Source organism: Dehalobacter sp. MCB1 (assembly GCF_003590275.1).
Lineage (GTDB): Bacteria > Bacillota > Desulfitobacteriia > Desulfitobacteriales > Syntrophobotulaceae > Dehalobacter.
The window spans coordinates 136857-151011 of the sequence record NZ_LXPC01000012.1 but is presented as its reverse complement, the minus strand read 5'-3'; the positions used below and the strand labels follow the sequence as shown (position 1 = coordinate 151011).

Annotated in this window: 10 protein-coding genes; 5 read left to right on the top strand and 5 right to left on the bottom strand. The window is 46.0% G+C overall.

The window, feature by feature from the left end:
* Positions 1 to 69 precede the first annotated feature (69 nt).
* The 5 genes from A7K50_RS08580 to A7K50_RS08560 all read left to right on the top strand — a co-directional run bounded on the left by A7K50_RS08580 (position 70) and on the right by A7K50_RS08560 (position 5261).
* The gene (locus A7K50_RS08580; RefSeq protein ID WP_119775572.1) at positions 70 to 1191 is read left to right on the top strand and encodes a histidine kinase; all 1122 of its coding nucleotides are present in this window, start codon (positions 70 to 72) and stop codon (positions 1189 to 1191) included.
* Entirely contained in the window at positions 1181 to 1813 is a 633-nt protein-coding gene (locus A7K50_RS08575; protein WP_119775571.1) for a response regulator transcription factor, read from the top strand. Before A7K50_RS08580 ends, A7K50_RS08575 begins: the two co-directional genes overlap by 11 nt.
* Positions 1814 to 2042: 229 nt before the next feature.
* The gene (locus A7K50_RS08570) at positions 2043 to 2981 is read left to right on the top strand and encodes an ABC transporter ATP-binding protein (RefSeq protein WP_119775569.1); all 939 of its coding nucleotides are present in this window, start codon (positions 2043 to 2045) and stop codon (positions 2979 to 2981) included.
* A gap of 9 nt (positions 2982 to 2990) precedes the next feature.
* A complete protein-coding gene (locus A7K50_RS08565; protein ID WP_119775567.1) occupies positions 2991 to 4115 on the top strand; it encodes an ABC transporter permease in 1125 nt (374 codons plus the stop codon).
* Positions 4116 to 5261: an ABC transporter permease gene (locus A7K50_RS08560; protein WP_119775565.1), complete on the top strand. Its 1146-nt coding sequence runs from the start codon at positions 4116 to 4118 to the stop codon at positions 5259 to 5261.
* Positions 5262 to 5386: 125 nt separating this feature from the next.
* Here the strand turns inward: A7K50_RS08560 and panB are convergent, their stop codons facing one another.
* The 5 genes from panB to A7K50_RS08535 all read right to left on the bottom strand — a co-directional run bounded on the left by panB (position 5387) and on the right by A7K50_RS08535 (position 14091).
* Positions 5387 to 6229, bottom strand: a complete 843-nt coding sequence (gene panB, locus A7K50_RS08555; RefSeq protein ID WP_119775563.1) for a 3-methyl-2-oxobutanoate hydroxymethyltransferase — start codon at positions 6227 to 6229, stop codon at positions 5387 to 5389.
* Between the two features lie 208 nt (positions 6230 to 6437).
* Positions 6438 to 9260 (bottom strand): excinuclease ABC subunit UvrA, encoded by a 2823-nt coding sequence (gene uvrA, locus A7K50_RS08550; RefSeq protein WP_119775561.1) that lies wholly within the window; start codon positions 9258 to 9260, stop codon positions 6438 to 6440.
* A 182-nt stretch (positions 9261 to 9442) separates the two neighbouring features.
* Positions 9443 to 11494: an excinuclease ABC subunit UvrB gene (gene uvrB / locus A7K50_RS08545; RefSeq protein ID WP_119775559.1), complete on the bottom strand. Its 2052-nt coding sequence runs from the start codon at positions 11492 to 11494 to the stop codon at positions 9443 to 9445.
* A 67-nt stretch (positions 11495 to 11561) separates the two neighbouring features.
* Positions 11562 to 12614, bottom strand: a complete 1053-nt coding sequence (locus tag A7K50_RS08540) for a hypothetical protein (RefSeq protein WP_119775557.1) — start codon at positions 12612 to 12614, stop codon at positions 11562 to 11564.
* Positions 12615 to 12909: 295 nt separating this feature from the next.
* A complete protein-coding gene (locus tag A7K50_RS08535) occupies positions 12910 to 14091 on the bottom strand; it encodes a S41 family peptidase (RefSeq protein WP_026156408.1) in 1182 nt (393 codons plus the stop codon).
* Positions 14092 to 14155: the final 64 nt, after the last annotated feature.

Below are 14155 nucleotides of genomic sequence, written 5' to 3'. Positions count from 1 at the left end.
AAACTATAGTAGGATCATACAGAAACTGTTTTTCTGGATCTAACGAAACCGTTTGCATGAGGTAACCTGATGACTGGCTGGCTATTGGGGACGAAGTTAATCATCATTTTATACAGTATTTTTTGCTATATACTGACAGGGATGGCCAATCTGCCCCTGGTGCTGTTGCTGCTGCTTATTTATGTAATCACAAGTATGCTTCAAATCATTTTCCCAAGGAAATCCCTCAAAAAATTTTTGACTCTTTTGATTGGCGTTTTTCTGATTCTATCTATCGTCTATGCTTCTGAACTCTTTATTTTTCTTTTACCACTAAACCTTCTGGACTTATTTCACCAATACGGGAAGAATCCGTTATTTGCACTGATTCCGGCAACAATCCCTCTTTTCCTGCTCACCGGGGATATGCTCCCCGGATACCTGCTGATCGTTCTCCTGAGCACCTTAATCTATATGCTGTCCCTTAAATCCTCGCTGCGCATTGCCAGCCTGACCATGGACAACGATCATCTGAGGGGAAAAAATCATTCGCTTTACGGCCGTTTGCGTACCGGCTCCGAATATGAAACCCAGGTTAAGTATTTGACCCAGCTGGAAGAAAGGAATGCACTCGCGCAGAATATTCACGATAAAATTGGGCATGTCCTTGCCGGAAGCCTGTTTCAGCTCGAAGCTGCCCGCCTGGTGATTGAGAAGGACCAGAACAGATCGCAGGAGATCATTGCCAATGTCATCCATGTTCTGAAAGAAGGCATGGAGGATATCCGCTCCACACTCAGGACCATTAAACCGGCTCCGGAACAGCTAGGCATTAATCGTTTGAAAGTGATCCTAGATGAGGTTGCTTATAACAGCCAAATAAAAACGCATTTGAACTATCGGGGTGATCTGAACTGCATTACGCATGCTCAATGGCGGATCATCCTGGAAAATGTCCGGGAAGCATTGACGAATACGCTGAAATATTCATCCGCTGACAAAGTGAAAATAAACCTCGAGATCATGCATAAACTCATTAAGGTTGAAATAAAAGATAATGGCGTCGGCGCCGTAGCCATCAAAAAAGGATTGGGGCTGAAAGGGATGGAGGAAAGAACGGAAGTCAACGGAGGCAAACTGATTTTGGACGGTTCTAGTGGTTTCTCCGTCATTACCTTGCTCCCCGTGAAAGGAGCGGAAAATGCCAATTAAGGTACTGATTGCCGATGATGATATGCTGATCCGGGAAGGGCTTAAAATCATTCTCCAAAACGATGAACGTTTTGAAGTGTGCGCCTGTGCAGAAAATGGCCTGCAAGCCATCCAATCTTGCCAATCCCAGGAGGTTGATATTGCCCTGCTGGATGTCAGGATGCCGGTCATGGACGGCCTGCAGGCATCCAGGGAAATATCAGAAAAAACGACCGTTAAGCCACTGATCCTGACCACTTTTGACGACGACGACTTTATCCTGACAGCTGTAAAAAACGGTTCGAGAGGGTATTTATTGAAAAACAGTTCTCCTGACCGGATTATGGATGCTATCAAGATGGTATATGACGGCGGCATTGTAATGCAGGACAGTGTAATGGAAAAAATCCGGGAGGAACTGGTTACAAGTCCTAAAGTCAAGATTGCTGAAGACCTTTTCTCCGAAAGGGAAATGGATATCATCAAACTGATTGCCAAAGGACTGGCTAACCGGGAGATTGCGAGAATGCTTTTTGTTTCCGAAGGCACTGTCAAGAATTATATCACCTCCATCCTGAATAAGACCGGTCTTGAACACCGGACCCAGATTGCGATCTACTACTTGACGGGCGTCAGGCAATAAAGCATCTTCACAAAGAATTCCAGGATGATAACAAGCCCTTGGCCAAAAATATGACTTTTGTCATACAGAATGGGTGACCTTTTCTACTAACGAAAGGCACCTTTTTTTATTAGGATATAAGAAGGCAAAGAATAAGTAATAAGCAAATGTTACTTTGCACCAGCCGATTTTCATTATGATATATGATGAAACTAAAGAACAGACCAGAGAATGGAAGGAGCGATTTTGTATGAACATTCTGGTGATGGAGAATGTCACAAAAAAATTTGGTGATGTCATTGCTGTGGATAATATGAATGTCAGCATTGCAGAAGGAGAAATATTCGGGCTTTTGGGACCGAATGGCGCAGGTAAAAGTACTGCTATTAATATGATCATGGGCTTATTGTCCATTGATAAAGGGACCATCTCTATCTTAAACAAAGATACGCAAAGAAATAAAACATTTTCTAAGAAAAATACAGGCATTGTTCCACAGGATATTGCGATCTATGAAGACCTGACTGCACTGGAGAATGTCAAATTTTTTGCAGGCCTCTACGGTCTGCGGGGAACCGAGTTGAATGAAGCGGCACTGGAGGCACTCGAATTTACCGGATTAAGCGATAAAGCCAAAAGTTATCCCAAAAGCTTTTCCGGGGGCATGAAGAGACGGCTAAATATTGCCTGTGCAATTGCCCATAAACCGAAATTGATGATCATGGATGAGCCTACCGTAGGTATTGATCCGCAATCTCGTAATCATATCCTACAATCGGTTAAGAAATTGAATCAGATGGGATGTACAATGATTTATACCAGCCATTACATGGAAGAGGTCGAAGAAATCTGTTCCAAGATCGCAATCATGGATCACGGCAAAGTGATCGCCCTGGGCAGTAAAGAAGAGTTGAAAGCGCTGTTAACCGACGCCAATGTCGTCTGGATTACTATTAGCGACGCCATCTCCAAAGCCGATGAAAACAAAATCAGAGAAATCCCCGGAGTTCTCCAAATGGACATTGAAGAAAACACGATAAAAATAAGTACAGCCAAAGAGGTTCATAACCTCGACAAAATTATTGGTTACTTTACCGAAAATAAGTTCTCCATTAAAAGTGTTGAGAGCCGAACACCCGACCTGGAAACCGTGTTTCTGTCTCTGACCGGCCGTAGTTTAAGGGATTAGGTGACTGCTATGAGAATGATTTATATTATTTTCAAAGAATTTAAACAGAATATCCGGGATTTTAAAGCGAATATCATGATGGTCCTTTTCCCGATTGTCTTAATTGCGATTCTGGGTACAGCCTTTTCCGGCGTCTTTGCCAACGATATCAAATTAAATAATATTCACGTTCTGTATGCTGTCCAAAAAGATTCGGAACTTGCCGACGGTTTTCAGTCTTTTCGAAATTCATTGCAAGAACAGATGGAAATCACCTTTACCGAAACAACAAATATAGAGGAAGGTCTAAACAGTATAAAAAATGCCCAGTATTCCTGTTTCGTTCTGTTGACCGATGATCCTCAGGAAATTCGTGTCTATAAAAATGCGCGCTTTAGTTTCGAAGCTAATCTCGTAGAATCTTCCCTTGAAATTTTTGCAGCCAGATATGATGCCCTTAAGCTGATTGCCCAAACAAACCCTTCTGCTTTGGCAGGCATTATGGCTAGTCCGGCAGAAGATTACATCCAATCCGAGTCTCTGGACAAAAAAAGAGAACCTAGTTCCCTGGATTACTACGCCGTAACCATGCTGACACTCTTTTTACTGTACGCTTCGCTGACCGGATTCTGGTCCGTCAAAAATGAACAAAATTTAAAAACTGGCAACCGGATACTCTGCAGTCCTGTTACCAAAATCGAATTACTTGCAGGCAAAACGCTTGGCGGGCTTCTTGTAACCCTCATTCAGACAGCGGTCGTACTATTGTTCAGTTCGGTAGTTTTTAAGGTATACTGGGGAACAAACCTGCTATCGGTCGCGTTGGTCATTCTCTCCGAAGCTGTCCTCGCCGTCAGTCTGGGGACAGGGATTGCTTACCTGATTCGTAATGACGGCACTGGAGCTGCGTGTTTAAATATTCTAATTCCAATCATCGCTTTTTTTGGCGGAGGATATGTTCCGTTATCCTCACTCCAGGGACCACTTGCTGCAATTACGGCGCTGTCACCGCTGAAGTGGACGAATGAGGCCATTTTCAGATTGATCTATAACCAGGACTATCTAACGATGCTTCCAGCTATTTTGATCAACCTGGCTATTGCTGCGGCATTCCTGATGATCTCAGCATACCTGTCCAGAAAGGAGGCGGTCTGAATGAGAAACATTCTATTTTTAGTCAAAAACACCTTAAGAGTTACCTTTAGAAAAAAAGGCAATTATATTGTCTATCTGCTTCTGCCGCTACTTGGCATTGTCTTTTCCCTGGGAATCTACAGCGGCGCCAAATCACAACCTGTCCAAATTGGCGTGATTGATCAAGACCAAACCGCACTTTCAAGTTACCTCGTACAGAAAACTGCTAAAGCGGGAAACTATACGCTTAACCCCGTTCGAGAAGCAGAGATAAAAAACCGCCTATTCGATCAGACCCTGGCTGCAGCCGTCATCATCCCTGCCGGATATGAAAAAAGCATTATTGCCGGCTCTCCGGCGGCAATTGAAATTATTTCGTTAAAAGGAAAAGATATAACCGCCTGGCTGGAGCAGTCCTTCAATCTGCAAACCCAGAATCTGAAAGACCTGGCTGCCGCTTCCAATGGCGACCATAAGGCCTTCTGGGAGCTGTTTCAGAAATACAGCGGTAATCCGCTCCAAGTATCAGCCATTGAACTTCAGGATGAGAGTGTCAGCAAGGGTATTACCCTGACAAGCCTCGGCTTCCTGCTGATGTTCGTGATGCTCGGTGCAGGGCTGACTTCCCATGCTATCTTAAATGAAAAGCGATCCCGTACCTATCACAGAATCTGTGCAAGTCCCGTCTCAACCAAGGAATATCTGAGCGCCAATTCTTTAAGCAGCCTAATTATCGTTACCGCTCAAACACTCTTCATCATCCTGGCTTTACAAACCCTGTTCCGGATTGAGACCTATGTTCCCGCACCTCTTCTTTTCCTGATCCTGCTGCTGTTCGGCCTTGTTTCTATCGGAATCGGACTCATTACAACTGCGTTTTCAAGTTCGTCCTACATGGCAGGCACGCTTTCTACACTAATCATGACGCCAACCTGCATGCTGGGAGGATGTTTCTGGCCGGTGAGCCTGATGCCGGAAACCATGCAAAAAATTGCCCACTTTATGCCGCAATGGTGGGCGCTGGATGCGATCCAAAAAATACAAGACGGTGGAAATATGACGGAAATCCTAATGAATATTGCCATCTTGATTGCTTTCACTGCGGCTTTCTTTCTGATTGCCGTCTACCGGTTTGCCCGGGAAAGCAATGTCCAAAAATTCGTGTAACCTTTTTGTCATGTGCTACCAAAAGTTTGGTTTTACCTTAAGCTAACTTGAATACTTCCATACTAAAAAACTGCTTTCCTTCACCAACGTTCAGAAAGCAGTTTTTAATTTGTAAAGACATGTTCTTACATTTGCTTCAAAAGCTTATCCAGCTCTCCGTTCATAAAGTTATAATTATGACCGTCTTCTGGATACTGTTCCCCAACTACATCATTCTTGTAGCTTTCCAAAGCATCCAAAATGATGGAATTCAGGTTTACATACTTCTTGACAAATTTGGGGGTGAAAGCGTCAAAGAACCCCAGCGCATCGTGGACGATCATCAGCTGTCCATGAACATACGGACCTGCTCCGATCCCAATAACCGGGATATTTGCTCTTTCCGCAACAATTTTGCCGACTTCAGGCGGTATAGCTTCCAGCAGCAGCAGACTGATACCAGCTTCCTCAAGAATCCGAGCATCTTCAATAATCTTTAAGGCACCTGCACAATCACGGCCCTGGGATTTGAATCCGCCTAACTGAGCCATCGATTGCGGGGTTAAGCCGAGATGTCCCATCACAGGAATGGTCGCTTTGACCATAGCTTCGACAGTATCCGCCATATTGGATCCGCCCTCCAGCTTGACCGCATCGCAGCCAGCCTCTGCCATAAAACGGCTTGCATTGCGAATAGCTTCTTTTTTGCTGATCTGATAGGTCATGTAAGGCATATCGCCGACTAAGTATGCCGTGGGTGCACCTTTACGGACTGCCTTGGCATGTGTGACCATCGTATCCAGGTCCATGCCCAGGGTCGTTTCTTCTCCTAGAACGGTCATCGCCATAGAATCTCCGACAAGTATAATATCGATACCAGCCTTCTCTTCGAGAAGCGCCATTGGATAGTCATAGCACGTAAGCATGGTAATTTTTTCACTTAAATTCACTTTGTTCTGTAACGCATTGATGTTGACTTTCGACCGCATTTTCTCTTTCCCTCCAAAAAATATAAGAACAATTCCTTAAAATCATTTACCATATAATATATACTATTCGCCTTCAATTGTCTACCCCTTGCCGACACTTTTCCACAAGGGGAGTACACCAATTAATGACAATGTCGAAAAATCAAAAAAGCTGACATCGTATAAAACGACACCAGCTTGTAAAAATCAATGAATTTAACCCATTGTCCTAAATTCCCAGATGTTTTCCTAAAAACTGTCCTGTATACGAGGCCGGAACCGCGGCAATTTCCTCTGGCGTACCGACTGCCACAATCTCGCCTCCCCGGCTGCCGCCTTCGGGACCGAGGTCGATGATATAATCGGCGGTTTTAATCACGTCCAGATTATGCTCAATGATCAAAACGGAATCGCCCGCCTCAACGAGGCGCTGCAGAACCTTCAATAGCTTATCCACATCGGCGACGTGCAGGCCGGTCGTCGGTTCATCCAGAATATACAGCGTTTTCCCCGTACTGCGGCGGCTGAGCTCCGTAGCCAACTTAACACGCTGGGCCTCTCCCCCGGAAAGGGTCGTAGCCGGTTGCCCAAGCTTGATGTAGCCTAAGCCAACATCCTGCAGCGTCTGCAGCTTCCGAGCAATCCGAGGTACAGCCCCGAAAAATTCGACCGCTTCAGCAACCGTCATGTCGAGGATCTCCGCAATATTTTTCCCTTTAAAGCTTACCTCCAGGGTCTCCCGGTTGTAACGTTGCCCGCGGCATACCTCACACGGGACATAGACATCCGGAAGAAAATGCATTTCAATTTTTATGATTCCGTCTCCCCGGCACGCCTCACAGCGTCCGCCTTTGACATTGAAGCTGAACCGGCCTTGTTTATAGCCTCTGATTTTCGCTTCCGGCGTCTGGGAAAAGAGGTCCCGGATAAAATCAAATAGTCCGGTGTACGTGGCCGGATTGGATCGCGGTGTACGCCCGATCGGAGACTGGTCAATGTCAATAACCTTGTCGACATACTCCAGCCCTTTGAGCTCCTGGTAAACCCCGGGACGGACTTTGCTGCTAATTTTGAGTTCCATCTGAAGCCCTTTGAATAATATTTCGTTGACCAGCGTGCTTTTGCCCGATCCGGACACGCCTGTTACACAAGTCATCACACCCAATGGAAATTTGGCATGAAGCTGTTTCAGGTTGTTCTGGGCTGCACCAACTACTTCAAGCCATTTTCCGTTCGGCCGGCGCCGTTCAGCCGGGACTTCAATCTTTTTACGACCGGTCTGATACTGCCCGGTAATCGAAGCTTCACACGCCTTAATCGCTTCCAGATCTCCCTGCGCCACAATATGCCCGCCATGAGCTCCGGCACCAGGGCCGATATCAATGATATGGTCGGCCTCCAAGAGCGTATCCTCATCATGTTCCACGACCAAAAGCGTGTTCCCCAAGTCCCGCAGTTTTTTCAACGTATCCAGCAGTTTAGCGTTATCGCGCTGGTGCAGACCGATGCTTGGCTCATCCAACACATACAGCACGCCGGTGAGACTCGATCCAATCTGCGTGGCCAGACGGATCCTCTGGGCTTCCCCGCCTGAAAGAGTCCCGGCGGCACGATCCAGCGTCAGGTAGTCCAGCCCGACATTAACCAGAAAACCAAGCCTTTCCCTGATCTCTTTTAAAACCTGGCGCGCAATCATCTGTTCCTTTTCACTTAGAACAATCTTTTTAAAAAAGTCCAGGGACTCCATCACGGTAAGCCGGGTCAGCTCATAGATGGATAAACGATTAATCTTTACAGCCAGCGCTTCCGGTTTCAGCCTCTTGCCCTGACAAGCCGGGCAAGGCCGTTCTGTCATCAGACCTTCTATTTCATTCCGGACATAGTCCGAGGTCGATTCCTTATATCGGCGGTTAAAATACGGAACCAGTCCTTCAAAAGGCGCTTTCCAATATTTTAATTCATCAAAGACATTGTAGTAACTGAATTTTATCGGTGAATCAGAGCCATAGACCAGGGCCTGCCACTGCTCCGGTGTCAGATCTTTCACCGGGCAATCCAGACTGAACTCGAATTTTTCGGCTAGCCCCTGCAGCAGGGCAGGATAATAGCTCGAACTCGATTTCGCCCACGGCACGATTGCACCTTCATTGATCGACTTGCTGCGGTCGGAGATAATCAGATCAATATCTGCTTCCAGATTCGCCCCGAGTCCGGTACACGACGGACAGGCCCCGAATGGGCTGTTGAAAGAAAACAGTCTTGGAGCAATCTCGTCGATTGCGATTCCGCAGTCCGGGCACGCAAAATTTTCGCTGAACAGAATCTCTTCCTGACCCGCGATGTCAACCAGAACCGTGCCTTCGGCGAGCTTCAGCGCAGTCTCGATTGAGTCGGCAAGCCGGGCGGTGCTGTCGGGCTTCAGGGAGATTCTATCGACAACCACATCAATGGAGTGCTTTTTGTTTTTTTCAAGAAGTATTTCCTCACTGAGATCTCTGATTTCTCCGTCCACCCTCACCCGGACGTAGCCGCTTTTTCTGACCTGTTCGAGTGTCCGGACGTGCTCTCCTTTTTTTCCTTTGATCACCGGTGCTAGAATCTGCAGACGGGTTTTCTCCGGATAGCTCAGTAATTGATCTACCATCTGCTGGACGGTCTGTTGGCTGATCTCTTTACCGCAGTTCGGACAATGCGGATGACCGACCCTCGCATAAAGCAGTCTGAGATAATCATAGATTTCCGTTACCGTTCCTACGGTTGATCGCGGATTGCGGCTGGTCGTCTTCTGATCAATGGAGATTGCGGGTGATAGCCCTTCAATATAATCGACATCCGGTTTGTCCATCTGCCCCAGAAACTGGCGGGCATAAGCTGAAAGAGATTCAACATAACGTCTTTGCCCTTCAGCGTAAATGGTGTCAAAAGCCAGAGATGATTTTCCTGAGCCGGACAGGCCGGTAATCACGACGAGCTTGTCCCGCGGAATATCGACATCAACGTTTTTGAGGTTATGAACACGGGCGCCCCTAACCTTGATATAATCCTGGGTCATACATTTCCTCCATATAGCTTCTAAAGATAATATGGCAATGTTTTTACTTGATTCTGTTGCTTAACTCTTCTACTTGAATTCTAATGCTCAATTCTCTTCTTTTTCAACATGATTCTTTACTAATAGCCACGATCTTATCTTACACCAAAAAACAGAAAAAGGGAACATTTGTTCGCATTCATTTACCCTCTTTTTTTACGTGATCTGTTCTGTTTCTCGGAAGGATAGTTTTTGCCGGATTTAGAGTGACTGCTCCTTGTCATACCAGCATACTCTCCTTTCAGTTCAATAATCGCATCCCTCAAATCAGCTGCGCGTTCAAAATCCAGTTCTCTGGCAGCCTTAAGCATCTCTTCTTCCAGGACCTGAATAGTTTTCTCCTGTTCCTCAGGTGTTAACTTGACGCCTTTTTCCCCATAGGCCGTCTTTTTCTCCGCAACTTTCGTCGCTTCAGGCACTTCATAAATCTGCTTGTGAATGGTCTGTGGGATAATTCCATGTGTTCTGTTATATTCTTCCTGGATCGCCCGGCGACGGTTGGTCTCACCAATCGCGGCTTTCATGGATTCCGTCATATTGTCCGCATACATGATGACTTTTCCGTTGACATTACGTGCCGCCCGGCCGACAGTCTGGATCAAAGACCTTTCCGATCTTAAGAACCCTTCCTTATCAGCATCAAGAATCGCCACAAGGGATACCTCAGGCAGATCAAGTCCTTCCCTTAAAAGATTAATTCCGATAATCACATCGATTTCTCCGAGACGGAGTTCTCTTAGGATTTCAAGCCTCTCAAGGGTTTGGATATCAGAATGAAGATATCTGACATTAATATTCAACTGTTTCAGATAGTCGGTCAGGTCTTCGGCCATTCTCTTAGTCAGCGTTGTCACGAGGATTCTTTCGTCCCTGACAATCCGCTGACGGATCTCGCCGATCAGGTCATCAATCTGCCCCTGAGTGGGCTTCACAATGATTTCGGGATCAATCAGGCCTGTAGGCCGGATAATCTGCTCGACAACCTCGCGGCAGTGCTCCATCTCGTATGGTCCGGGGGTCGCACTGACGTAGACCCTTTGAGGTACAACCATTTCGAATTCAGGAAAACGCAGCGGCCGGTTATCTATGGCTGAAGGCAGACGGAAACCATGTTCCACCAGTGTACTTTTCCGCGAGCGGTCCCCTTCGTACATACCTCTGACCTGAGGCAGCGTCTGATGCGATTCATCAATGAACATTAAAAAATCATTCGAAAAAAAATGCAGCAGGGTATAGGGTGTTTCCCCTGGTTTCCGAAACGTAAGATGCCGGGAATAATTTTCAATACCGTTGCAATATCCCATCTCTCGGAGCATTTCAATATCGTAGCGAGTTCTCTGTTCAATGCGCTGAGCCTCCAGCAGCTTTTCCCGGGAGCGGAAATATGCCAGACGCTCTTCAAGCTCCTGCTCAATATTTTCAGCTGCAAGCATTAATTTATCACGTTCGGTAACATAGTGGGAGTTCGGAAAAATAGAGATATGTTTTCTTTCTCCCAGGATTTCACCGGTCAGAAGATTCACCTCGTAAAGATGCTCAATTTCATCGCCGAACATTTCGATCCGGACTGCTTTTTCATCCGTAGAAGCAGGACATACCTCGACGACATCCCCTCTTACCCGGAAAGTTCCGCGATAAAAGGCAGTATCATTCCGATCGTACTGGATTTCAACCAGCTTGCGCAGCATCTGATTGCGCTCTATTTCCTGGCCCTGCCGCAAAGACAGAACCATATCCCGGTACTCGTCCGGGGATCCCATACCATAGATGCAGGAAACACTGGCAACAACGATGACATCTCTTCTTTCAAACAAAGCTGCTGTGGCCGAATGCCGCAGCTTTTCTATTTCCTCATTAATAGAAGCGTCTTTTTCAATATAGAGGTCATTGGATGGAACATAAGCTTCCGGCTGATAATAATCATAGTAACTGACAAAATATTCAACCGCATTCTCTGGGAAAAATTCCTTAAACTCGCAGTACAGCTGTCCGGCCAGCGTCTTGTTATGTGCCAGAACCAGGGTGGGCTTTTGAACGCGTTCGATAATGCTGGCCATCGTAAATGTTTTGCCTGATCCGGTAACCCCCAGCAGCGTCTGGTGTTTTTTGCCGGCAAGGACGCCTTCAGCAAGCTTGTCCACTGCCTGGGGCTGATCTCCGGAAAGACTATAAGGAGCCCGCAGTTGAAATTCCATAGAATATCCCTCCATCAAAGACAGTATATTTATTATATCATTTTGTTCTTATTCCCGCATTTTTCTTTCATCCTTGATGGAGGTCCGTCAAAATACTGCTCAGGAGCTCGCTGCGAAAATGGTCCAATCCCCTGAAATTCACGGAGTCATTAATTAAATTTTTTAATTCGAGGCGCTTCTTTCTGTATTGTTCAAGAATAGCTATCAGCTCCGTACTGTGACCCATCCGGAAACCCTGCTCTTCAATCCGGCAGGGATTGCCTTTCCAGACAGCCAGGTTCTTTTCCGGGAAGAGCAGACCGATGATTGTGTACGGTTTTAGCGGATGAACAATGATTTCCATGGCCTGCCCCAGGCATTTAACCTCTTCGAGCAGTACCCGCAGAAGGTGAGCTGACTCTTCGCCGTCCAGGCAAATCCGGTCAAAATCCCGAATATATCTCGGAGCAAGATTTAGCCACCCCTCTAATTGAAGGCTATGGAGAAAATAAAACGACAGATTGTTTGCTTTTATTCTGGAAAGGATTCGCGTGATCTCATCAATATGCGGCGAGTCATCACCTTGCTGGCCGCCTTGCTGATCGCCTTTCCAGGCCAAAGACAGGACAGTGTCCATGTTCCTGGTTTTGTCTTGACAGGCGGACCCATCCTCCTCATATTCCTTTTCTTTTTTTGGCACATAGTCTTTTCCAAGCTGGGCAATGATGTCCTGCTCAATGTCAGCAAGACTTGCTCCGAGCTGACTGATTTTTGGACTGTACTCTTCCAGTCTGCTCTGGCGGCAGAAGGAAGAAAAATCAATTTCACGGTGGTATGGACCGCTAAAGTTTGATTGCCAGTTAAATTCATTCTTATCGAGTAAGCATATTTTATGCTTGGGCAGATACAGACCGGCAACTGAATCGGCTTCCCTAATCGACCTGATATAATCAATATCATTTCCACGGTCAATTAGCTGAATGCCGATGAGCTTCATCATGGTTGATTTTCCGGTACCCGGACCGCCCGTAAGAAGATATGTATATTTAATTTCTTTCAGCAGTTCCGGCAGCAGTGATACGTAACCGTAAGGCGTGAATGCCTCAATATAATAGTGACGAATCTCACTTGTATTCCCCATGATGATTCCTCCAGTTCAATAATGTCTGTGAGATATTCTATGCAAATGGAACAGCCGGCGTGCTTCGCCCACAGCGAAACTGTGTCAGACTGATCATAGGGATAATAAGCAGATCTGCTTTAACTCTCTATGTGTATGTTTATTTTAAGAATGTATTACTAGGATGAGATTGCTCGTTAAATAAATCCGCAGCAGAACGGGTTTAATCATTCGTTCCGCTGCGGATTCTGTTTAGAGAAAAACACCTTTGACGTTTTCCATTTGGCTGAATAAAGATACTGTATCCTATTCTATCCTACTGAATTTTCTGCAGCAGGGCTTCAACCGCCTTGCTCAGCTGACTGTCGAAGACAGGCTCGGTGGGAAGGATGGTAGGCTTTTCTCCTTCTTTAAGTTCGACTTCAACATCGGGCTCGATTCCCAATTTATTAATATCATTTTTTTTCGGTGTCAAATATTTGTCCGTCGTCAGCTTTACGCTGGTGTTGCCATCAAGGGTAAATACCGTCTGCACGACACCCTTGCCATACGTCTTCGTCCCAACCAAAGTCCCGCTTCCGTAATCCTTGACTGCCCCGGATACAATTTCTGCTGCTGAGGCTGTATATTCGTTGGTTAAAATGACAATGGGCATATCGATATATTCAGCAGTCGATTCTTTCGTATCTACGACGGCGTTTCTATTCACGATGTGAACAATCGGCCCCTCCGGCACCAAAAAACTTGCTACTTTAATTGCGGCATTGACTTCTCCTCCGTAATTATAACGAAGATCAATAATTAAACCCTTATATTTAGTCAGATCCATCTTCTGTAAAACCTTCTCAAGTTCATCTCCTGTATTCATATTGAAACTGGAGATATCAATCAGCCCGATATCAGGCCTTCCCGGCAGGGAGATCCCTTCAACCGTCGGAACATTGATATAGTCACGGATAAGACTTACAGTAAATTCTGTCTTCGTCTTCGGCCGGTAAATTTTAACCGTCACCTTGGTCCCGGGCTCTCCTCTTAAAATCGCGACTGCTTCATCTTGGCTGATCGTGGAAACATCGGTCTCGTCAATTTTGGTGATAATATCTCCCGCTTCGAGTCCTGCCCTTTCAGCTGGAGAACCTTTGATCGGACGCATAACAACTAATTTTTCCGGATCTGCCGTACTTAAATGTACACCGATCCCCCCAAAGGTACCCTGGATCGAATTCATCAGCACTTTGTTTTCCTCGGCATCCTGGAAAGATGAATACGGGTCCAGCGAACTGACCATCCCTTCGATTGCCCCGTCAACGAGTCCCGCACGGGATGTTCCATTTAAATACTGGGTGTCAATAAGATAGACCACCCGCATAAGCCTTCCAAGGTGATCATAATTGGCCAGTACAAATCCACCAACAACAAGTGCCAGCCCCAGACAAAATATCAGGCCGACTGCGGCGGCCTGTATAAAAGCTTTTTTCCAATTCAAACGGTTGAACAAACGTCCACTTCCCTATCAAACTCATTTATTCTTTGTTAGTATATGCAGACTTGTACAAGTTAAG

What these genes read in the sequence shown, in the direction of transcription:
- panB (WP_119775563.1), bottom strand. Translation starts at nt 6,229, where the DNA reads ATGCGGTCGAAAGTCAACATCAATGCGTTACAGAACAAAGTGAATTTA.
- uvrA (WP_119775561.1), bottom strand. Translation starts at nt 9,260, where the DNA reads ATGACCCAGGATTATATCAAGGTTAGGGGCGCCCGTGTTCATAACCTC.
- uvrB (WP_119775559.1), bottom strand. Translation starts at nt 11,494, where the DNA reads ATGGAATTTCAACTGCGGGCTCCTTATAGTCTTTCCGGAGATCAGCCC.
- A7K50_RS08540 (WP_119775557.1), bottom strand. Translation starts at nt 12,614, where the DNA reads ATGGGGAATACAAGTGAGATTCGTCACTATTATATTGAGGCATTCACG.
- A7K50_RS08565 (WP_119775567.1), top strand. Translation starts at nt 2,991, where the DNA reads ATGAGAATGATTTATATTATTTTCAAAGAATTTAAACAGAATATCCGG.
- A7K50_RS08580 (WP_119775572.1), top strand. Translation starts at nt 70, where the DNA reads ATGACTGGCTGGCTATTGGGGACGAAGTTAATCATCATTTTATACAGT.
- A7K50_RS08575 (WP_119775571.1), top strand. Translation starts at nt 1,181, where the DNA reads ATGCCAATTAAGGTACTGATTGCCGATGATGATATGCTGATCCGGGAA.
- A7K50_RS08570 (WP_119775569.1), top strand. Translation starts at nt 2,043, where the DNA reads ATGAACATTCTGGTGATGGAGAATGTCACAAAAAAATTTGGTGATGTC.
- A7K50_RS08560 (WP_119775565.1), top strand. Translation starts at nt 4,116, where the DNA reads ATGAGAAACATTCTATTTTTAGTCAAAAACACCTTAAGAGTTACCTTT.